Raw genomic sequence first — 21,220 nt, forward strand, 5'->3', positions numbered from 1 at the left:
AGGATTGAATGGCTTTGCTTATCGATCTTGGCAGTCAGTTTGATCAGATTCTGGCTAGGCTTGGCTCAGGGCTCTGCTCCCCACACGAGAGTTCCGTTCAGGTATAATGGCGTCTTGTCCCACTCGGCATAACTTTGCCTTGTTCCGTCATAAGAATAATCATCGCCTTCGCTAAAATTGGTCCAGTCGGTTTTATTGAAGCGGATTTGAATTTCCCCGGTGTCGGCACCCGGTGCCAGGGTGCCCGCACTTGGGCCAAAGCTAATTTCAAGATAATAATCGGCCCCCGGAAGAGGGGAGTCCAGTTTAACGAAAGAACCGCTCACGTTTCCGCTGCCGATTGCGGCGTAATCGCAGTGGAACTGCTGCGCTTTGTCCCCGTCGATCGTGTAATAATAACGCAGCTTCACATTGCTGAGCGAAATGTCTTCGTCTCCGGTGTTGACGATCTTGAACTGGGCCCGGATCTGATTATCTCCGGCATTGGTGTCGTTGGTGCGATATTGAACTCTTAAGTCCCCTTCCGCAGGAATGGGGATTTCTCGCGGCGTCGCGCTGACTTGAACGGAAGGAAGGCTGCTGCCGACCTGATTTCTCGCCATAACGACGTAGAAATAGGTTGTACCGTTGCTCAGGCCGCTATCGCTGAACGAGGTGCCGGTCACGCTGCCTACGGTAGTATAAGGACCGCCGCTCGCTTCCGAACGTTGAATTACATAATCGGCCGCTCCCGATACCGCATTCCAGGACAAGTCTACCGTTCCGCTGCCCGGAGTCGCTTTTACTCCTTTAGGCGCTACAGGGACTTGGGGTTCACCCGGATTTCCGCCTCCCGGCGGAATTTCGCCGAATACCCGGACGCCGGCGTCGAACACCGGAATATTTGCGCTTTTTACCGGTCCGGCGCTGTTAGTTCCGATTCCCTGATACGAAAAGTCGTTGCTGTTATCCCAGAAATTCGTGTTCAGCGGCCCGGCGATACGGAATTGCACCTCTTTGCGGTACGCCGATTGGCCGCCCGGATAGATGCGCGTTCCGGTGAAATCCACGTTCGTATAATAAATGTGGTTCGCTTCATCGTGGGGCTGCAATTGGGATACGGTAGCTCCCTGGTTGTAGCCTCCGGCCGTTACCGTAATGTCTTCCGGTCCATACCCGGCGGCGACGGCTTCACTGAGATCAAGATAATATTTGAAGGACATGTTTTCGCTGGCGCGTGCAGGCCATCCGGAGCGATTGTTCAGCAAAGCCCGGATTTCGATGAAGTTGCTGCCGCTGGCGTTGACCGAGGCCTCAACGAACATTTCGTCCTCGCGGGTTTCCGGCGCAGGGAACGAGGAGAGGGGCTGTTGGCCGGCGCCGTGAAGGAGCATCATTTTGGCCAATGCACCGGTGAAGCCGGCATTGTAATCCGTCGCAACTTCGTTGGACACATAGTCCCCGATCGAGTCGGTGTAGGCGTCGGTTTTTGAAGGTCCGCCAACTAGCGCGCCGTACAGCACATGCCGATGATTCGCCGGTACGGACTGACTGTCCGCCCAGGACCCGTGAGAGGTACGGTGGTGCGGATGCTGCGGCGAATTATCGCCGAAGCCGATAACATAGCTGCTGTTCCGAGGATTGTCGCCAAGCATGTACAAGATCTGCTGCTCAGCGAATGAACGCGCGTTTATTTTCTTCGCGGCATCGCTCACCCAATCGGAATACACAAAGGCCAGAAATGCCTGGTTGGCGGAATACCGCAGAGCTCCCCATTGATCGAGATGGGCAAGGCCTCCGGGGGTGTATGATACCTTTTCGCCCGTACCGCTAACGCCGGTGGTCCAAAACTCCATATTTCGTTCCGTGGATTGAACGAAACGGGGGTCTCCGGTGATCCGGGCCAGCAGGAGCTGGGCTCCATAATGTTTGTCATCCCAGGCGTGGGTCCATTTGTAATCCCATTGCCCCTGCTGATTGGTACCCCACAAATCGCTGGCAGCGATCGCTTTGTCCAGATAATTCTGGTCCTGGGTAGCGAGGTATAGCCAAACCGCTCCCCAACTCAGCTCATCGGCGTACCCGCTCCAGGAGTTATAAAACTGTGTGGCGTCCGTGATACTATCGGAGTATTTGCCGCGGTATTGATCTGCGAAGCTATACAATTCCTTGGCATGACGGAGCAGCTCGGCTGAATAAGACGGATCGCTGTCTTTAAAAATGATCGAAGCGGCTGCCAGCGCGGCTGCCGTTTCACCGGCCAGATCGGAACCGGGATGGGCAGCGTCGATTTTATATGCCGGGCGCTGCATCGGCATCACCTCGGCCGGTCCCCACCAGTTATGGTCAGCTGTTCCGTTACCGACTTGCCCCCATAACTCATTCGGGGCCGTATGCGCTTTCATAAAATAGTCCGTTGCCCAGCGAATATTGTCCAGTATTTCATCCAGTTGACCGGATTGCTCATAGCCTTCGCGGTATTCATACACCGACCAGGCCAGCAAGGTTGCCGTGGAGGCCATCGGGAATCCGAACTTGACGTGGTCCCCGGCATCATACCACCCTCCGGTCAAATCATGCCCAACGTCCGCACCGTCCTGCATTCCCGAATCCCCGCGCCATTCCACACGGTTGTTATCGGGAAGCTCTCCGGACCGCTGCGTTTCATAGAAATAGATCGATTTTTGCAGCGCCTCGGCATAATTGTAATCGGAAGCGGCCGCGCTTGCCTTGCCGGGAAGGGATGACCATCCCGAATAACTTGTAAGCGCTAACAAAATACAGAATGACAGTGCACTACTTTTCCTGAACCATTTGCCCATAGCAGATTTCATCCTCTCTTAGAGTGATTCTACTAAACAAACGACTTTCGGCTGTACACAAAAAAATAGCCCGTTCACCTCACTTTCGGTAAAGTAGAGGACGCGCTGACTTCGGCATGGGGTGGGATTTCTCTTGTACCATCCATAATATACCATGTAAATCTAATATTTTCTAGTTTTTACAGTAAAAAATTTCTATAAATTCCATTTGAATGTGAAAAGTCCCTCATACTTAACATGAGGGACTCTTGTCACTGCATACCAATTGTCAAATTGATAGGTGTACCACGCTGATAGACTTAAGCCTCCGGCTTGTTCAACTGGGCGTTTTGTTTTAACAGATCCCGAATTTCGGCCAGCAGCAATTCTTCATTTGAGGGAAGAGGGGCTTGCTCAGGTTTGACTTCCTCTTCTTTGCGTTTGAATCGGGATACTCCTTTGATGAAAAGAAAGATGGAGAACGAAATGATCAGGAAATCGACGACGGTTTGTAAAAAAACTCCGTAATTCAGCGTGGCATTTCCAAACGTGAATGTTAGACCGGAGAGGTTGACACCCCCAAGTAGCAGGCCTACCAGAGGCATGAGGATATCGCTCACGAGAGAAGCGACGATTTTGCCGAAGGCCGCCCCGATGATGACCCCGATGGCGAGATCCAGTACATTTCCTTTCAACGCAAAAGCTTTAAACTCTTTCCACATAACAAGTACACCGCTCCTGTTTCAAATTTAGATTACGTTTATTGTATCCAATAATAGAAAGCAAGCCAAGAGTCCGGAAAAAAGAAAAACTGTCCCCCATGGAAGTAGGAGACAGTTTTCGATTAGAGATTGGATCGATTGATCCGGAGATTAATACTTCGGATTCGGACCGTATTGGTTGGTGCCTTCTTCGCTGTCCAGGCACATGAATACGAGCAGGACAATCGCCCCCACAAACGGAACTAAGGCGATTAGAAGCCATAAGCCGCTCTTACCCGTGTCGTGCAGTCTGCGGACGCCTACCGCCAATGAAGGTAGTAAAATAGCCAGAGAGTAAAGATAGTTTAAACCGTTGCCCAAGCCGATTATGGCTCCTAAGATACCTAGGACAATACCGATAATGAAATTGAACAGAAAAAACATCCAGTATTCTGTCCGCCGGGCTCTTCCTTGAAAGCCCACATAATTTTGCAAAACCTTGAGATACCAATCCATGAAATAAATTCCCTCCTAAGTAACTGTTTTTTATGAACTATGTATATTCGGAGAATAACTTGTTCTATTTATATATAATTGAAATTCCAAAATTCGACAATATCTATTTTAAAATTTATGAGTCTATTATTTAAGATATTCATTTCAACCACTGATTTGTACATGATTTCCCTTTAAATTTATACGGTATCTTCTACTGGGTACCCATGGTAAATTATTGTATGGAAAACGCTTACATAAAATCGATGGCAAACGAGAGGGGAGTAATGAGTTCATGAGTAAAAAGCATCATCGTTCTTTTTTATCGCTGACGATGGCTGTGGCTATGTTGGTATCGATCTTTTCGTCGGTAGCTTCGGCCGATTCGAAACCGGTCGCGGCTTCCAAGGAAAATGCAGCAATCAACATTCAGGCTTATGTCGAGGACATGCAGCCCGGCTGGAACCTGGGAAATACGCTTGACGCTACGGGAGATGACGAGACGAGTTGGGGCAATCCCCGCGTTACGAAGGAATTGATTCAAGAAATTGCCGGCCAAGGTTATAAGAGCATCCGCATTCCGGTGACCTGGGGCCAGCATATGGGTGAAGCACCCGACTATAAGATCGATCCGGCTTATTTTAACCGGGTAGAGGAAGTTGTAAACTGGGCTCTGGAAGCCGATCTGTATGTCATGATTAACATGCATCATGATTCCTGGCAGTGGATCAGCCATATGGAGAAGAACCATGACGAAGTGCTCGCAAAGTATAAATCGGCATGGACTCAGATCGCCGACCGGTTTAAGAACCATTCCAACAAGCTTATGTTTGAAGCGATCAACGAGCCGCGGTTTACGGATGGCGGGACTACGGATCATGCCAAGCAATATGAAATGCTGGAAGAACTGATCACTTCTTTCCATGTTATCGTTAGAAATTCCGGCGGACTCAACGCGGAGCGCCCCTTGGTGATTCCGACCCGCGAGACTTCGCCGCAGCAGGAAGATTTGACGGTTCTGTACAACACGATCAATAAGCTTAACGATAAGAATTTGATTGCAACCGTACATTTTTATGGTTTCTGGCCGTTCAGCGTGAACATTGCCGGGTACTATAAGCTGGAGAAGGATACGTTGAATGATTTGACAACCACCTTTGACAACGTTTACAACACGCTGGTAGCCAAAGGAATCCCGGTTATCCTTGGTGAATACGGGTTGCTGGGCTTCGACAAAAACACTGGCGTCATCGAGCAGGGCGAGAAACTGAAGTTCTTCGAGATTTTGACCAATTATCTTAAAGAAAAGAAAATTACGCATATGCTGTGGGATAACGGGCAGCATTTTGGCCGGACTACGTTTAAATGGTCTGACGAGCAATTATTCAACATTATGAAAGCCGGGTGGACAGGACGTTCGTCCACTGCCGAAACCGATCTGATTTACCTGAAGCAAGGGGCGGAAATTCAAGATGCGAAAATCCAGCTGAATCTGAACGGAAACCAGCTGACCGGATTGTTCGCGGGCAGCGAAAAACTGGTTCAGGGCGAAGATTACGAATTGAACGGGGAAGAGCTGATTCTTAAAGCCAGCCGGCTCACGAAATTGACGGCGGCCGGACATTTGGGCCAAAACGCTATTGTCAACGCACGTTTCAGCTACGGTCCGGAATGGAATTTTAAAATCGTTGTCAACAAAACGCCTGAGCTCTTCAATGCCTCCGGGTCCACTGAAGAATTTGCGATTCCTACAGTATTTAACGGGAACCAGCTTGCCACGATGGAGGCGGTATATCCTGGCGGCGGGAATGCCGGACCGCAGGATTGGACTTCTTTCAAAGAGTTCGGATACACCTTCGCACCTTCGTTCGCGACCGACCAAATCAAGCTTTTGCCTGAATTTTTCAAAGAGGTGAAAGACGGAGAGGTCATTCTGAAATTCCATTTCTGGAGCGGCGAGATTGTGAATTACAAGCTCACAAAGAAGGGAACCGTCGTAACGGGGCAAGTTTTGGCAGAATAATGGATTTTTAATCGAAGTCCTGTGCCTGTAAAGGCCTGGACTTCTTTTTTTCGTAACGGAGCGAATGTGCGCACTACTTATTTTATCTCAAGAAACCTCTTGTCCGGCTTGGAATATTAAGGTATGATAGTGTCCTTCTTGCAAAATCGCCTTGTCTGAAGTGGACGGATTTCAGCGTCTATTATGCTTATCGGAGGTGCTATACTTATGCTCTATTTCACGCTGGCTTCCAAAGCCTATGCCCGCAACCTGCAATACCGCGGCGCGCATATGGTGCACAATCTCGCTAGCGCCATGTTCGGGTTCATGTACGCGTGCATCTGGATCGGCCTGGGCCGGGATCACCCTTTGGGAGAATACGGAACGCAGGGAATGGTCGGCTACATCGGCTTTACCCAGGCGGCGCTCTGGATTACCAGCTTCATCTCGAACGGTCTCGGTATTCCGCAAGCCGTCAGGACCGGTCAAATCTCGCTTGATCTGATGCGTCCCGTTCATCTGTTCAGCCATATGGCGGCCAGGGAATGCGGGCAAATCGCCTACCAGCTTCTTTACAAATCCATTCCGATTTATCTCCTGTACTTTTTTGTGTTTTCGCTTCAGACTCCACAGCATGGAATTACTTATTTGCACACCGCTGCCGGATTGTCCGGAGCTGCCTACTTATCCATTTGCTTGAATTATCTCATTGGAGTCAGCGCATTATGGACAACCGAGTCGTCATGGCTTTATTGGGGCAATCACGCGCTCATCAATCTGCTTGCCGGATTTTTTATTCCGCTCGAGTGGCTGCCGGGACCGCTGGAGAGTCTGGCTTGGATGTCTCCTTATCCTTATCTGCTATATGTGCCCACAACGGTGTATCTCGGCTATGGTAATGCCTTTTGGTTATGGGGAACCCTGTTTTGGTGCGCGCTTCTGACGGTTCTCTGTCTTCTGGCGACCAAAGTGGTGCGGCGGAAAGTGGAGGTGCAGGGAGGATGAAGCTTAAATCCTGGTTGACCTTGTACCGGCTGTTGATCCGCACCAGTATCCGAAGCCGGATGCAATATAAGTTTAATTTCCTGCTTGCGGCGGTGTTGGCCGCCCTGATCCAGATCTCCGAGTTTCTGATGGTCGCGATTGTACTGCATAAATTCGGCGCTATCCAGGGTTGGTCCATCTATGAGGTGGGTTATTTATTCGCGGTAATGACCTTGTCCAAAACACTGTACCGGACCTTTGCCGATGAGGTGCATCATTTGGAAAAATACCTCGTCAGCGGCGATTTCGATCAGCTCTTGACCCGGCCAATGCCGGTGCTGCTTGCATTGATGCCGCAAAATTTCCGGATTATGCTCGGCGAAGTGTTGCAGGGCGGGTTCATCCTTTGCTGGTCCCTCGGAGGGATGATGAAGGGCGGGCAAGTCGGTTGGACCGCTGTGCCATCCACTTTGTTTATTATTGGCACGGGCGCGGTCATCTTGTTCTCGATCGGTCTCGCGACGGCTACGATCGGCTTTTGGACTACACGGATCGGCGAGCTGCAGACATTCACGGAGGATGCGGCCCGTACAGCGGCACAGTACCCGCTCTCGATATATCCCAAGTGGATGTCCTCTCTGCTGCTGATCGTAATCCCGGTAGGCTTCGTGAATTACATTCCGTCCCTTTATATTTTGCGGGGCGAGTTGGGGGCATGGGTGCTCGCGGCATCGGCAGGCGTGGCGATCGTCTGTCTTGCGGCAAGCCTGCGCTTCTGGCGGTTCGGCATCACTAAATACCAAAGTACGGGAAGCTAGGGGAGGGGTTAAGCAATGATCGAAGCCCGGAATTTATATAAAGAGTTTAAGACCCCGGTTGTTCGGGAAGGCCGATTTTCCGGCATACGTACGTTATTTTCCAGGGAATACCGGCATAAAGAGGCGGTGCGCGGCATCAGCTTTCAAGTGGAACGGGGAGAATTTGTTGGCTATATCGGTCCGAACGGAGCGGGAAAGTCGACCACAATAAAGATGTTGACCGGGATCCTGCACCCCACCTCCGGCGAGGTGTCCGTGGGCGGCTTGAACCCGCACAAGGACCGCCGGAAAGCGGTGCGGCAGCTCGGCGTCGTGTTCGGACAGCGGAGTCAGCTTTGGTGGGATCTTCCGGTTAAGGATTCCTATGATATTTTGGCTCAGATGTACGATGTCAGCCCGGCCGATAAAAATCAAAGATTGAATCAGTTCGCAGAGTTGCTGGATCTGAATGAATTTTGGGAGACGCCGGTGCGAAAGCTGTCCCTTGGTCAACGGATGCGGGCGGATATTGCAGCCGCCATGCTCCATGATCCCGAGCTGCTGTTTCTCGACGAGCCGACCATCGGGCTGGATGTGCACGCGAAAGTCAATATCAGGCAGTTTTTGCGCACACTGAATCAGGATTTCGGCAAAACGATTTTGCTGACCACGCATGACATGGACGATATCGAACAGCTGTGCAATCGGGTCATGGTCATTGATCACGGGCAACTCACGTATGATGGAACCATCCCGTCCTTGCGGGAGATGATCGGGCTGCCAACATCCATCCGGATCAAGTTCCGTGGGGCTTATCATGTACCGGAGGATTTGGACCGCCGCGCTCATTCTCATTTGTTCCGTGTGACGGGCATGGAGGACGATACCGTTATGATCGAGGCAAACCGTACCGAGGTCAGCACGATGGAGATCATCCGAATCGTGGGCACCTGGGGCGAGATCGACGATATTGCGATGGAGGAGCCGGAATTTGAGGAGGTTATCCGCAGCTTTTCGGCCTTCTGAGCCAGAACTTGACATTTCTACCTGCTCAAATTACATTTAATACAAACTATAATATACGCGAATGACGATTATGGGAGAGCCCGCTATCCTTGCAGGAATGAGCGGCACCGAAGGAGCAAAGGGCAGGCCTTGCGCGCCAGTCATGAATCTCTCAGGTAACAGGACCATAATCCGACGCGACTCTGGAGAGAGCGTTCAGCCACCCAAGGGGTACGTGTCCGAGTGATGAGGGACATTAAACTTTCTGGTAACCGGGACAGAGAAGAGGCAATTGGCCTTTTCCTGTCCTTTTTGCATGACTTGACTTTCTTGAGGAATAAGAGCAGCCGGGGGAGATATCGATGCGATTCAAGAATGTGTTCTCAATTATCGGGCCGGCGATGATCGGCCCGTCCAGCTCCCATACCGCCGGAGCGGTACGGATCGGACGCTTTGCAAGACAATTGCTCGGTGCCGAGCCGACGGAGGCCGATATTTGCTTCTATGGTTCGTTTGCCGAGACCTTTAAGGGGCATGGCACGGATCTTGCGGTAGTGGGCGGTATCCTGGATTACCGCACGGATGACGAGCGGATTCGCAATTCTCTGCAAAACGCGGAGGAGGCCGGAGTGAACCTGCACTTTTCAACCGGCACGGCGCCTGGAGCTCATCCGAATACAGTAAAAATAAATTTGACCTCCGGGGAAGAGCGATGCGAAGTGATTGGGGCTTCCATCGGCGGGGGGACCGTCGTGATCCGCAACATTAACGGATTCGAAGTGAAGAGCTCCGGCGAACTGCCTACGCTGGTGGTGGCTCATGCCGACCGTCAGGGCGTGCTGGCAGGGATTACCGCTTTGTTTAGTAAAGCGGACGTCAATATAGGTTATATTATTACCGACCGGAAGGGCAGGACAGGAGAAGCGCTTACTGTGGTGGAAGCGGACTCGGCCATTCCTGAACCGCTGATTGGCGAGGTTACCTCATTGCCTTACGTCAGCCGGGTTTCATATATTCATCTGACTTAGGAGGGAGCGGGTACGATGCGGTTTCGCAATTTGCAGGAACTCATGGAACTGTGTGAGAGTGAATCCAAGACGATTTCGGAAATTATGATTCAGGATCAGTCTGAAGAGACCGGCCAATCCGCGGCCGAGATAATGACGGTCATGACGGAATATTACCAAATCATGAAAAGCGCGGTGCATAAAGGATTGACGGAGGAAACGAAATCGCCCAGCGGATTGACGGGCGGTGATGCCAAAAGGGTGGAGGCATACCGGAAGCGTGAAGAATCGTCAGCAGGAGACATCGCCTGCCAGGCGATGGCTTATGCCCTGGCCGTGTCGGAGGTCAACGCTTCCATGGGGCGGATCGTCGCGACGCCGACGGCAGGCTCATGCGGCATCATTCCCGGCGTATTCGTAAGCGCCCAGGAACGTTTCGGCTGGGACGACGAGCATCTGGTGCGGGGGCTGTTCTGCGCCGGGGCGATCGGTTATGTGATCGCCAACAATTCGTTCATCTCCGGCGCCGAAGGCGGGTGCCAGGCGGAAGTCGGCTCGGCGATCGGCATGGCGGCCGGGGCTATGGTGGAACTGCGCGGAGGCACGCCGGAGCAGGCGGTGCATGCGGTCGGGCTTGCTCTTAAAAATACGCTCGGCTTGATCTGTGATCCGGTCGGCGGCCTCGTCGAAATCCCCTGTATCGTCCGTAACGGATTCGGGGCAGTCAATGCGCTGGCGGCCGCAGATATGGCGCTGGCCGGTGTGCGAAGCGCCATTCCGTCCGACGAGGTGATCGACGTGATGCTGGAGGTCGGCTCCGCCATGCCGAGCCGGCACCGGGAGACCGCCCAAGGCGGTCTGGCTCAGACTCCGACCGGCCGCAAGATCATGAAGGAACTGCGAGCACGCAAAAAATAGCCGCCCTTTCGGGCGGCTGTTTTTATACTGTAATTATGTTATACCTTTTCGGCATTCCAGGCCATCTGTCAGGTTGTACAGTTTTTTGAGATTAAACCTGTTGCTTGGTCGTCATAAATGTTTTTACCGCAGGAGGTTCATAAGATAGAAATTGATCCAGCAGTCCTTTGGGAGTCGTGTCGCTAAGCGTCATGGAACGGAACTTTTCCTGAAGGAACTGCTCGTCGGCCATATGATTGATCATGGTGATCAGGGGATCGTAGTAACGGTTCGTGTTCAGCAGTCCGCAGGGCTTGCGATGCAGGCCCAACTGCGCCCATGTGAATATTTCGAAAAATTCGTCCATCGTGCCCGCTCCTCCCGGCAGAACCACGAAGCCATCCGCCAGTTCGGCCATCTTGGCCTTTCTTTCGTGCATGGAATCCACGATATATAGTTCGGACAGGTTCTTGTGAGCAATTTCCCGGTTTTCCAAAAAAGTCGGCAGCACGCCGATGGCTTCTCCGCCTTCCGCAAGCACCGTATCGGCAACAGTACCCATCAACCCCACGCTGGAGCCCCCGTAAACAAGAGTAAGCTTCCTTGCAGCCAGTTCTTTGCCCAGCTCGGCCGCCCCTTGGCCGTAAACTTCAGATGCTCCGGCACTTGACCCGCAAAATACGGCTATTCTTTTCATTCCATCGCCTCCTTAAGTTCATTAAAATTATAGCCTACTTCTTTAGCTTGTTGAATAACCGGACTAGGCTCTTTTGTAAATTGTAAAAGACGTTTATATGCAAAGTATCTCTGTCTCTACTTTGGAGAGCATGATATTTTGAATCTAATACTAGATATGCATGTAGGAGGTAATGTAATGAACCATTCTGCGATAAGCAGAACCATTCGAAATTTCAGACAGGATGATATGCAACTGCTGGGCGATTTGTATACAGCCGTAAGTTCTAGAGCCAATGCCGTGTTTTGGTGGGTAGGGAATGAAGAGAATTGGAATAACGTGTTCTGTGCATTTGAAAACGGCAGAATGGTCGCCAAAGGCCAGGTTGGCGTCATTAATTCCGTCCCGCCCGGACGTTCCCCGGACAGCAGGCACTCGATTTATCTCAATCTGAAGGCGCTCCCGGAACGGGAGACGGACGCGGAATTGCTGGAACAAATCTACGCTTGTCTCGTTGACCGGGCCTATGAATTGAAAAGTACTTTGTCGCCGGAATACGGTACGAATTTATGTGTCGGAAATGATGCATCGGAAAAAGTGAACAGCTCGTTTTTCATAGAAAAGGGCTTTATCCATCTGAACAGTTTGTTTCGCATGAATCGCAATCTGTCGGAACCGATTTCCGATTTCGAACTGGATAAGGAGCTTGAATTTTCTTGTTGGGACATGGCTGCTCCCAGTGAAGAGGATGAATATCTGAGAATCGAGAGTGAAGTATGGCCGGACACCCCGCTCGGCAAAGAGAGGCTTGCTCAATATAAGGGGAATCCGCTTTGGACTTCCATGGTGGTCCGGAAAGAAGGGGCGGTAGCCGGAGGGTTGATGGCCTGGAAAGAAGAAGATACCGGTGTTATTGAGGACGTATTCGTTCGTGAACCTTGGCGAAAGCGGGGGCTAGCGAAATATTTGCTTACTGAGGCTCTGAGGTATTTGAAATCCAACAATCTGAAAAACGCATACTTGATGGTTTTAACATCTAACCAGTCGGCGTTGTCCCTCTATGAATCTGTCGGTTTTTACCCGGTAAGCGAGGAAATCAGGTATTTCATAGAAATGAATTAAATATTGAAATATGTAATAAGGGGCTACCTATGCAGGTAAGCCCCTGAAATGCGTAATTGGTTATATAGCTTCGGCAGTTTCCGGCTGAAGCTTAGGGGTGACAACCGAGACGAGAAGTTCATTTTCGGAAGAAATAAGGAGGACACCTTCAGGTAGTTCCAGATCACGCACGTACAAAGAGTCTCCGATTTCGAGATGACTTATGTCGGCCAGAATCGACGCTGGAATTAGTTCAGGCAAGGATTCGATCTCAATGAACGTGCTTTGTGTTTGAACGATGCCGCCCAGCTTAGAGCCCTTAGCGATCCCTGCATATTCGATATTGATCTTGGTACGGACCCGTTGATCTTTATCCACGCGAAGAAAGTCCGCATGAATATATTCCTGGGTTACCGGATCCCGCTGTACGTCTTCCAGCAGAACGAGAACTTGGTCTTGTGCGCCAAGGTCCAATTCTACCATCCCGCCGCTGCCGTTTCTTACCCACTTCCCAAATTGTTTAGCGGAAAGGTGGATCATGTCATTGTCTTCTCCGAGCCCGAAAATGACAGCGGGAAGTCTTCCCGAATCTCTTAGACGCTTCAAGCCCGTCTTATTCGTTGGCGTGCGCCGTTCAACCTGAAAACTTGTTCTCATCATCATAAACACTCCTCTTAGAAATGGTATTTCATGCATTCAAAATCTATCGTCTTTGCGACTACGGATTCCGCCCCCCGTAGCAGGGGAAGCACGAGCACCATTACATCACCGCCTTTAGACATTTAATGTAAAAATCCCGCAAAATACGCGAGAAGGCACCTCGTTCCGAAGGAACGAAATGCCTTGTTTATAGCTACCATATCATAGAAAGCAGGTTCTGTCGAACATGCTGTGCTATGGTAAAGAGCCCTTTGCGATGAAAAAATACATCCTTCCTCGGACTGATCGCTTTCCCGACTTAAGACCGGCTGCAAATACCGTCCTAGGTCCATTTTGTCATTTCTGAATTCGCCTACAATAAAACATGAGTGCAGGGAAGGTATTTCCTGGAAAATAAAAAGGCGATATACGAGGAGATGGATAAGTGAACAAGTTAATCGAATTCAGAAATGTAATGAAAGAGTCTTTAAAAAGTGTAGAATAAGACGTATTACTTACTACTAGCTGAAGCTGAAAAGCCCAGACACTAACTTTATCTGGGCTTTTTCGAAGTAGATCAGTAATCAAGCAGACGACCATAATCATTCCATTGACCGTACATTTTATTATCTCGGGTGTTATTTATGAATTTCTCCAGCCTTCTCCGATATAATTCCGGCTGATTTTTATTGCTTTGGATCGTATCGATCCGAACCCTTTTATAAAGATCCGGGAAGGCCATGAAATTTTCGTATACTTGCGTTTCCTCCATAAGCCTTTGCTCGATAATGCTGTCTATTCTAAAAGAATCGTAAGCCATGTCAGGAAGAACCATTCTTCCTTCGTCTCTCATGAACCCCAGCTTGTCGAGGCGGCGGACTCGTTCTTTATTCAATTCCGTCCATGATGTTTTTTTGCTTCTAGGTGACAGTCTCTGGGCCAGATCGGTTTGTGATATATTCTTTTTCACGGAATCGATCCAGCCAAAGCACAACGCCTCCTCGACCGCATCCAAATATAACAACTTATCAGGTGTGGGGGACATACTGACCGAAACCCAGCAAGACTTAGCGGCCTTACTATGCTCCAGAAGCCAGTTCCTCAAACCTTCTCTCGATTTCGCTGGAATTAAGTTTTCGATTTCCATCTACTTGTTGGAGATCACACTATCCAGAAATTGATCCGCATCGCTATTGAATTTCCAGGAAACCCCGAATTTATCGACCAGCATTCCGAAGCAGGAAGACCAAGGCGTATGGGATAACGGCATGATGACATGGCCGCCAACCGACAGCTTACTGAAGTATTCGTCCAGCTTTTGTGGATTGTCATTGATCAGACTAATAAGCGCATGATTTCCTTTTACCAACTCACCGGTTACCGTCTTCATGGAAGGCAGCAGATCCGACATCATCATTTTCCCGCCTGGAAATGTTATAGAAGACTCCATGATCATATCCAGCTCATTTTCCGGCAATGGATAGTTTGGATCTTGCGGGAAATCCTTGAACTTCACCTTTTTAACTTCTGTTGCACTTAAAGCCTTGGAATAAAATTCAATCGCCTGTTCTGCATTTCCGTCAAAATTTAAATATGTAACTGCTGACATAGGGTACAACCTCCTTCATGTGATGAGTGTAGTATAATTCATCATAGGTGACATACGATGGTCACCATTCGTGAAATTCTTCAAAAAAGAGGGGAAGTTTTATTTGGAAAAGATCGAGCGATTGATAGCTATAATCATGATCTTGCTGAAAAAGGATATCGTTTCAACCAAAGAATTCACCCAGCTGTTCAACGTTTCCAAAAGAACGATTCTTCGGGATATGGAAACTCTGAGCTTATCAAATATCCCCATCTATGCTGTCCATGGGGTTAATGGGGGCTACGGTCTTATGGATGAATACAAGGTGGACAAACGACTTTTAAGCAGCTCCGACTTAGAGAATATATTGACTGCACTCGGCGGATTGGAACAAATTCTAATTAGCGAGGAAGTGGAAGTAACCATCAAAAAAATAGAATCCATGGTAAGCCCGTTGTCTCTGAAAAGTTCAATTGAACTGTCATTTTACGATTGGGAGGGGAGGTCTGAGATTCTTCAAACCTTAAGGATCTGCCAGGAATCCATACTAAAAAGCAAGTTGATTTCATTTGATTATATAGATAAAAGTGGCATGAAAAGTAATCGGATTGTCGAGCCCTATCAGCTTCATTTTAGCGAGTCGAGTTGGTATTTGAAGGGATTCTGTTTGGATCGTCAGAAATATAGAACGTTCAAATTATCCCGGATCGATCATCTTCAGGTAGATGAGGAGACATTTAACCCTCGTGACTATTTATTGGAACAAGAACATACCTCGGGGTATCAACCGCAATTAGTCGAGGTCAAGGCGTTGATTTCGCCCAGCGTAAAAGATCAATTCATTGAAAGATACGGTCGAAAGAGTATTGAAAATTACAATTCTGAACTGCTCTTAGTAACCATCTATGTTCCGCAGGACAGCGCCGGGTTTCAGTTTTTGGCGAGCTTCGGTACCCATTTAGAAATCGTAGAGCCTAAAACGTATATAGAAGATTTTCGAAAATTTTTAAATCAAATGGTGGAGAAGTATGGCTGAATTGGAATGAGATCAGGAAATCAAAAAAAGACACGGAAGATCAATTCCGTGTCTCTCAGGAACAGGTGCTTAACCAGGTTTCGGCAGCCCCATCAAAATGGACTCTATTTCTGACGCAGGCATCGGTTTATAGAAGTAGTATCCCTGAATCTCATCACACTTGTATTTGTTAAAAAACTCGAATTGCGACTCCGTTTCGACCCCTTCGGCTATCACATTAAGGTTCAGGTTTTTAGCCAGCTGAATAATCGTCTTTGCTATAGCCTCATCTTTGTTCCCTTTTGCTATGCCGCGTACAAACTGCATGTCAATTTTGATCCGATCTACGGGCAATGTCTTTAATCGACTTAAAGAAGAATACCCGGATCCGAAATCATCCACAGAAATCGTTACTCCCAGCCCCTTCAATTTATGAAGCACATGGATAAGATGATTATCTCCTTCCGCTGCAGCACTTTCAGTGATTTCCAATTCCAGATATTTCGAATCAAGGCCTGTTTCGCTAAGTGTTCTGTCAACAATACTAAGCAGATTCCGATCCTGAAACTGTACAGTAGAGAGATTCACAGCCATGCGTACAGGCGGCAGCCCCATAGCCTGCCACTCCTTGTTCTGCCGGCATGCCGTCTCGAGAACCCACTGCCCAATCGGGATAATAAGTCCGGTATGTTCTGCCAAGGGTATAAATGTAGCCGGTGAAATCATTCCTAATTCCGGGTTGTTCCAACGGACCAAAGCTTCAAGACCTACGATTTCACGGGTTTCAACACTCACCTGGGGCTGGTAGTAGAGGACAAACTCATTTCTTTCCAGCGCCCTGTACAGACTGTTTGTCAGTTGTGTTTGCTGCAGTACTTCCTCTTTCATAGCCGATGAGCATAAGGTCGTTTGATTCTTTCCTTTTTCTTTCGAAGCGTACATGGCGAGATCGGCATTCTTAATCAACTCTTCCGTACTTTCGCCATCTGCAGGATATACTGCGATACCCGCACTGGACGTAATGAAGAATTCCTGTCCTCTAATCATTACAGGCTGAGAAATCGACTTCATGATCGTATCTGCGATCTCCATAATGTTTTCCACTCGATCCATTTTGGCAAGCTGGATTAGAAATTCATCCCCGCCAAAACGCGATACTATATCATGCGGCCTCAAACACCTGGATAGCCTGCCTGCCACCTGTTTTAGCATCTCATCTCCGCCAAGATGGCCTAGGGTGTCATTAATGACTTTGAACGAATCCAGATCAATGAAAAGAACACCAATGAGGTCTCCGGTTTCCTTAGCTGCTTGGATCGTCTGTTCGAGCTGTTTTTTGAACAAGGTATGGTTAGGAAAACCTGTCAAAGCGTCGTAATACGCCATATAGCTTATTTCTTTTTCGGCTTCCAATTTGACCAGTGCATCTGACAATAAATTGGCCAGAATCCTTAGCAGCTCCTGATGATTTTTCCCCCAGGTTTTTGCCGCCTTAACGGATACAAAGAACAAGATACCCAAAATTTTACCTTTATTTCTTACGGTAATGGACATTAGCGATTTCATATTACGAGCGTAAAATAATTCTTTTTCACCACGGGCCTCTGGGGGAAGCTGTTCCACGTCCGAAATATTTAACAGGTTCGTCTTCAAGATCTCATTCTTCCACCACGGAAATGCTTCGCCGGTCAACTCGGGTATACTGTCGATCACGGATTCGACGCCTTCATTGCACCATTCATATTTAATTTGCTCTTTATCTAATCGGATGAAGACCGTCCGATCTACTTGGAAGTGTCTCCCGCTCAATTCCAACAGTTCATTGATTTTCTCATCCAGATCTGATTCCGTGACTTTAACAAAATCCCCCGAAATTTGAGAAACCATCTTCTGAAACTTGATCTGAGCTTCATTTTCTTCAAGACGCTGGATATATACCCGGTTGACGAAATAAGCCAGCCAAAGGGTGATACCCAGGATGCCGATTCTCGCAATATAATCCGATCCATCCACCTGAACGATGGTTTTCGGCACACTCACCCAAATGAAAATTTGCGTAGCCAGAATGGAAAGACCTATCCAAAGAATCATAAACCGCTTGTTGAACACAACGGACAGCATGATAACAATAAAAGGAGTGGCCCATACTGTAATACTTGCCGTATCAATAAAATGAAGCGCGATCAGAAGGAGGGACACTAACATGATAAGAACGAAGCTGTATTCTTTAATGCCCGCCTTAATAGGCAGAAATTTAATGATCGTCAATAAAGCGCCTATGGCAAAAAGGAAAAAACTGAATGATAAAATTATGTTGAGATGAGGAAATTGCTGATTGAAAAAATATTGTGAAGCAAAATTCAACATTCCGCCAATGATGCACACGAAGGACATTATTTTTATGAATCTGTCCATGTTTACTTCACTCAATATTTTACCCGGCTCAACTCTATCGCTCTTTCCCAGACCCAATAATCCATACCGCCTGATGGCGTAGAAAATAGCTGTGGTGGGCAAAAGTACGATAACCGGCGCCATTTGAGGAAGCGGATATGAAGTATATGTATTAAGAATCACATCTGTCATCGTCCCCAATACCATAGCTACGATATAAGAGATCATAAACAGGTATGCCTGCTTTTTCTTTAACGGGTCAGTTGTCCTTATCCCCCAATTTCCGAGCATTATCAATCCCGAAATGGTAAATAAAATATAGTATAGGTTGAAATACAAGTCGCCCCAGCTGCTAGCTGAAACATTAACCCAGCCCGCCGCAGTCTCAACCAGCTTGTAATGTTCCCTTGCCGTATCACTAAAACCAAAAGCAAAAACGTTCACCAACGCTGGCAGGTACAGCAGGACATAAGGCCATTTTTTCTTCAGAATTCCGGTTCTCTCCGTCAGGATAAGATAAAAATTCAGCAGTATGCTATATACCGTTCCCCAACCGACTGAAGCCAGTCTGCGCCAAAATAGAGCCATCTCGTAATCCTGCGCTGAATTGGCAATAGAGAAACTGAACGCCCATACGGAAAGGGATACACATGCTGCAAAATATAGCCGGTTTAGCATGCTTTTCGTGTTGAGGGAGATGGTGTAGATCCCCAACAAAAAATAGATGGCAGAAGCAATAAAAAACACTAGGGAATAAACATAAGGTAAAGACATATTCGGCCCCTCACTTTTCCGTATACTGTGACTGTCTTAGAGAAACCTAAATAAATTAGACCATATCTACTATTTCGGTAAAAATATGAATCTTGATTAGTGCTAATTTCCTAAGTTTCCTTGGTATATTTACCTAATAATTGCGTTCAAGAAAATGGACTCCGTTAGCTCTATTTCGTCCAGGGTTGCCAAACAAACAAACGTATCCGCTAAAGCCGCAAGATATTTCGATTGACAATAGATTAATCCTTCAAGATAATACTCATTAGTAATATAATTATTGCCTTGCCAAGAACTATTTCTGCTTGATTATTGAATGATCAATAGCTTAAAGAAGGGCCAGGTATGTATCTGAAGGAGGATATTCACCTTATGAAATTGCGGGAAAGGCTAAGATTAAAGGAAGCATTCATGTTTGTTATCGCATTCATTTTCTTTCTATCTTTCAGTGGGATTGTTGCCAAGCAACCAGTTGAAGCAAGCGAGAGGGGGATCGACTATTCGGACGGGAATTACCGCCTATCAGAAAGATTGAGCCGTGGACAAGCCGCGGTCATTCTAGCCAGAGCTCTGCAGCTCAACTTGGAAGATCCAAATGCTCCCCATTTTCAAGATGTGAATGAAAGCTCCGAAAATTACAATTCGATTGCTGCTATCGTAAGTGCCGGAATATTCCAAGGATATTCAGATGGAACTTTTAAGCCGGACCAATCTCTTACCCGTGCGGAAATGGCGAAGATTCTCGTAGTTGCCTATCAGTTTTCGAAAGAGGAATTAGTAGTAAACCCCTTCGAGGATGTATCCTCAAAGAGTTGGTATGCTCCTTACTTGACTCCATTGATCCAAAATAAGGTTACATTAGGTACTTCACTGACAACTTACTCGCCTAACGGTGTAGTAACCCGTGGAGAAATGGATTTATTTATTTCCCGTTGTCAACAAATCTCCCAACATTTATCAGAACGGGTCATTGAGTCGGAATTGATAACCATCACTTCGGATTCTGTTCAACTGGGGAACGAAAGCTTTGTATTAACGGATGCTCAAAAAGCCTGGATTACACCTGATAATCTTCCCTTATTTAACAAATCACGAATAAGAGCTCATATTATTGGAGGGAAAATAAGCCGTATTGAATCTGTGACTCTAAACACAAGTGGCCAATTAAAGGATGAAAAAAATAATCCGAAAGTAGTTTTATCAGCTAACGGGGCCGTTATTGATGCAACCGTGATTTTAAAGGGTAACGATTTATCCATTAAAGACGCTACTATAACAAGGGATTTAGTTATTGAAATTGATGCGCAAAACAACTTTTACCTTGAGAATGTGGTCGTAAAAGGTTCGACGATCGTATCAAAGCGGAAAGACAAAAATAATAAGAATATCAATATCAATCGTAGCCAAACTCCCAAATTGCATTTTCACAAATCAGTCCTGCAATTTGTTCAAGTTCCTTTAGATCGGATTACTCTTGAATTAACCGGTGGGACTCAAACTAACGAAATAAATCTTTTAGCTGAAGCTAGTATCAAGGCAGACGCAAGTACAATCATCCCTATCGTCAGAATTGGAACGGGTTCCTTAAATACGGGATTAAATGCAAGAATAAATTCACTTTTCATCGAGAATATGAATAGCAGAATTACTCTTGGAACCGATGCGAAAATTGAAGATGTGCGCATTGAACTGAAAAATAATGTGAAATCCATTTTTTACGACTATGAGTTGGTAAAACATAAAATTGTTAGAATTAATGGGGTCCCAAATATAGAGGTTCAGCCTCCGGCCGGCGGTGGTGGAGCAAATAATGGGTCATCTGGCACGGGAGAACACTCTAAATTAATTGCGGCTCAAAATGCGGTCGCTTCTTTATTCACGGATAGTACAAAAACAGCGTTGAAAGCGGGCGTAGACCAGGCAGCTATTGAAGATGCTATTGCTAAAGTAGCTTTATTGGCCGATGGTGTCGACAAGACTGCTCTTTTAGAAGCAATTAAAATAGCCCAAGGTTTACTAAATCCAATCTTGGAGGCGCCGGCTTTAACGGGGACAATTCCGAAACCCGACACCGTACGATTTACATTTACGGACGATGCGGTCTGGAGAGACGGGATTACCGGAATATATATGAATGGTAACTCGCTCCCCATCCATAGTTCCAGGGTGAATAAGTCGACTGCCGGAAAGATTGACATAGATCTTACAGGCGGTTCGCTGAAACCGGGAACGAACAAGTTTCTAATCAAAGCCGAGGGGTATGGAGATGTTGAAGTAACGATCGAAGTGCCCGCACCGCAAGCGGCGCCTGCTTTAACGGGGACAATTCCGAAACCTGACACTGTGCAATTTACATTTACGGACG

At 47.6% G+C, this 21,220-nt stretch carries 17 protein-coding genes and 1 riboswitch; of the genes, 9 read left to right on the plus strand and 8 right to left on the minus strand.

Going from position 1 to position 21,220, the window contains the following annotated elements; translation table 11 throughout:
• Positions 1-65: 65 nt before the first annotated feature.
• From KB559_RS11575 to KB559_RS11585, 3 genes are all read right to left on the minus strand, one after another.
• Positions 66-2,801: a glycoside hydrolase family 9 protein gene (locus KB559_RS11575; RefSeq protein WP_211021981.1), complete on the minus strand. Its 2,736-nt coding sequence runs from the start codon at positions 2,799-2,801 to the stop codon at positions 66-68.
• Positions 2,802-3,100: 299 nt separating this feature from the next.
• Positions 3,101-3,502: a large conductance mechanosensitive channel protein MscL gene (mscL, locus tag KB559_RS11580; protein WP_211021983.1), complete on the minus strand. Its 402-nt coding sequence runs from the start codon at positions 3,500-3,502 to the stop codon at positions 3,101-3,103.
• 150 nt (positions 3,503-3,652) lie between these two features.
• Complete coding sequence (locus KB559_RS11585; RefSeq protein ID WP_211021985.1) at positions 3,653-3,997, minus strand: DUF805 domain-containing protein; 345 nt, start codon at positions 3,995-3,997, stop codon at positions 3,653-3,655.
• A gap of 274 nt (positions 3,998-4,271) precedes the next feature.
• Between KB559_RS11585 and KB559_RS11590 the strand changes: the two genes are divergently transcribed.
• The 6 genes from KB559_RS11590 to sdaAA all read left to right on the plus strand — a co-directional run bounded on the left by KB559_RS11590 (position 4,272) and on the right by sdaAA (position 10,689).
• On the plus strand, positions 4,272-5,999 hold the full coding sequence (locus KB559_RS11590) for a cellulase family glycosylhydrolase (protein WP_211021987.1): 1,728 nt from the start codon (positions 4,272-4,274) through the stop codon (positions 5,997-5,999).
• A gap of 207 nt (positions 6,000-6,206) precedes the next feature.
• Positions 6,207-6,983 (plus strand): ABC transporter permease, encoded by a 777-nt coding sequence (locus KB559_RS11595; protein ID WP_211021989.1) that lies wholly within the window; start codon positions 6,207-6,209, stop codon positions 6,981-6,983.
• Positions 6,980-7,780 carry an ABC transporter permease gene (locus KB559_RS11600; RefSeq protein WP_211021991.1) on the plus strand — a complete coding sequence of 267 codons (801 nt, stop codon included), beginning with the start codon at positions 6,980-6,982 and terminating at the stop codon, positions 7,778-7,780. The genes KB559_RS11595 and KB559_RS11600 overlap by 4 nt, the downstream gene beginning before the upstream one ends.
• A 15-nt stretch (positions 7,781-7,795) precedes the next feature.
• Entirely contained in the window at positions 7,796-8,785 is a 990-nt protein-coding gene (locus tag KB559_RS11605) for an ABC transporter ATP-binding protein (RefSeq protein ID WP_211021993.1), read from the plus strand.
• A 61-nt stretch (positions 8,786-8,846) separates the two neighbouring features.
• Positions 8,847-8,962: riboswitch (glycine riboswitch) on the plus strand.
• A 164-nt stretch (positions 8,963-9,126) separates the two neighbouring features.
• The gene (sdaAB, locus tag KB559_RS11610; RefSeq protein ID WP_211021995.1) at positions 9,127-9,792 is read left to right on the plus strand and encodes an L-serine ammonia-lyase, iron-sulfur-dependent subunit beta; all 666 of its coding nucleotides are present in this window, start codon (positions 9,127-9,129) and stop codon (positions 9,790-9,792) included.
• Positions 9,793-9,807: 15 nt separating this feature from the next.
• Entirely contained in the window at positions 9,808-10,689 is an 882-nt protein-coding gene (gene sdaAA, locus KB559_RS11615) for an L-serine ammonia-lyase, iron-sulfur-dependent, subunit alpha (RefSeq protein WP_211021997.1), read from the plus strand.
• Positions 10,690-10,780: 91 nt separating this feature from the next.
• Here sdaAA and KB559_RS11620 read toward each other — a convergent pair whose 3' ends face one another.
• Positions 10,781-11,365: an LOG family protein gene (locus KB559_RS11620; RefSeq protein ID WP_211021999.1), complete on the minus strand. Its 585-nt coding sequence runs from the start codon at positions 11,363-11,365 to the stop codon at positions 10,781-10,783.
• Between the two features lie 177 nt (positions 11,366-11,542).
• Here KB559_RS11620 and KB559_RS11625 point away from each other — a divergent pair, with 177 nt between their 5' ends.
• A complete protein-coding gene (locus KB559_RS11625) occupies positions 11,543-12,466 on the plus strand; it encodes a GNAT family N-acetyltransferase (RefSeq protein ID WP_247681751.1) in 924 nt (307 codons plus the stop codon).
• Between the two features lie 60 nt (positions 12,467-12,526).
• Here KB559_RS11625 and KB559_RS11630 read toward each other — a convergent pair whose 3' ends face one another.
• The 3 genes from KB559_RS11630 to KB559_RS11640 all read right to left on the minus strand — a co-directional run bounded on the left by KB559_RS11630 (position 12,527) and on the right by KB559_RS11640 (position 14,693).
• Positions 12,527-13,102 carry a 50S ribosomal protein L25 gene (locus tag KB559_RS11630; RefSeq protein ID WP_211022001.1) on the minus strand — a complete coding sequence of 192 codons (576 nt, stop codon included), beginning with the start codon at positions 13,100-13,102 and terminating at the stop codon, positions 12,527-12,529.
• Between the two features lie 559 nt (positions 13,103-13,661).
• Positions 13,662-14,231: a YdeI/OmpD-associated family protein gene (locus tag KB559_RS11635; protein WP_211022003.1), complete on the minus strand. Its 570-nt coding sequence runs from the start codon at positions 14,229-14,231 to the stop codon at positions 13,662-13,664.
• Complete coding sequence (locus KB559_RS11640; RefSeq protein WP_211022004.1) at positions 14,232-14,693, minus strand: VOC family protein; 462 nt, start codon at positions 14,691-14,693, stop codon at positions 14,232-14,234.
• 103 nt (positions 14,694-14,796) lie between these two features.
• On the opposite strand from KB559_RS11640, the gene KB559_RS11645 reads away from it, so the two are divergent.
• Positions 14,797-15,708, plus strand: coding sequence for a helix-turn-helix transcriptional regulator (locus KB559_RS11645; protein WP_211022006.1), 912 nt, complete (start codon positions 14,797-14,799; stop codon positions 15,706-15,708).
• Positions 15,709-15,777: 69 nt separating this feature from the next.
• Here the strand turns inward: KB559_RS11645 and KB559_RS11650 are convergent, their stop codons facing one another.
• Positions 15,778-18,855: an EAL domain-containing protein gene (locus KB559_RS11650; RefSeq protein WP_211022008.1), complete on the minus strand. Its 3,078-nt coding sequence runs from the start codon at positions 18,853-18,855 to the stop codon at positions 15,778-15,780.
• Positions 18,856-19,227: 372 nt separating this feature from the next.
• On the opposite strand from KB559_RS11650, the gene KB559_RS11655 reads away from it, so the two are divergent.
• Positions 19,228-21,220 (plus strand): S-layer homology domain-containing protein (locus KB559_RS11655; protein WP_211022010.1); only part of this gene is annotated, 1,993 nt, incomplete at its 3' end.

Origin of the sequence: Paenibacillus sp. Marseille-P2973 (assembly GCF_018101095.1) — a bacterium.
Taxonomy (GTDB): Bacteria; Bacillota; Bacilli; order Paenibacillales; family Paenibacillaceae; genus Fontibacillus; species Fontibacillus vini.

Coding starts and splice junctions, on each gene's coding strand:
- KB559_RS11640 (WP_211022004.1), bottom strand. CDS start 14,693: ATGTCAGCAGTTACATATTTAAATTTTGACGGAAATGCAGAACAGGCG.
- KB559_RS11605 (WP_211021993.1), top strand. CDS start 7,796: ATGATCGAAGCCCGGAATTTATATAAAGAGTTTAAGACCCCGGTTGTT.
- KB559_RS11630 (WP_211022001.1), bottom strand. CDS start 13,102: ATGAGAACAAGTTTTCAGGTTGAACGGCGCACGCCAACGAATAAGACG.
- KB559_RS11585 (WP_211021985.1), bottom strand. CDS start 3,997: ATGGATTGGTATCTCAAGGTTTTGCAAAATTATGTGGGCTTTCAAGGA.
- KB559_RS11600 (WP_211021991.1), top strand. CDS start 6,980: ATGAAGCTTAAATCCTGGTTGACCTTGTACCGGCTGTTGATCCGCACC.
- KB559_RS11650 (WP_211022008.1), bottom strand. CDS start 18,855: ATGTCTTTACCTTATGTTTATTCCCTAGTGTTTTTTATTGCTTCTGCC.
- KB559_RS11575 (WP_211021981.1), bottom strand. CDS start 2,801: ATGGGCAAATGGTTCAGGAAAAGTAGTGCACTGTCATTCTGTATTTTG.
- sdaAB (WP_211021995.1), top strand. CDS start 9,127: ATGCGATTCAAGAATGTGTTCTCAATTATCGGGCCGGCGATGATCGGC.
- KB559_RS11625 (WP_247681751.1), top strand. CDS start 11,543: ATGAACCATTCTGCGATAAGCAGAACCATTCGAAATTTCAGACAGGAT.
- KB559_RS11590 (WP_211021987.1), top strand. CDS start 4,272: ATGAGTAAAAAGCATCATCGTTCTTTTTTATCGCTGACGATGGCTGTG.
- KB559_RS11595 (WP_211021989.1), top strand. CDS start 6,207: ATGCTCTATTTCACGCTGGCTTCCAAAGCCTATGCCCGCAACCTGCAA.
- KB559_RS11635 (WP_211022003.1), bottom strand. CDS start 14,231: ATGGAAATCGAAAACTTAATTCCAGCGAAATCGAGAGAAGGTTTGAGG.
- KB559_RS11620 (WP_211021999.1), bottom strand. CDS start 11,365: ATGAAAAGAATAGCCGTATTTTGCGGGTCAAGTGCCGGAGCATCTGAA.
- mscL (WP_211021983.1), bottom strand. CDS start 3,502: ATGTGGAAAGAGTTTAAAGCTTTTGCGTTGAAAGGAAATGTACTGGAT.
- sdaAA (WP_211021997.1), top strand. CDS start 9,808: ATGCGGTTTCGCAATTTGCAGGAACTCATGGAACTGTGTGAGAGTGAA.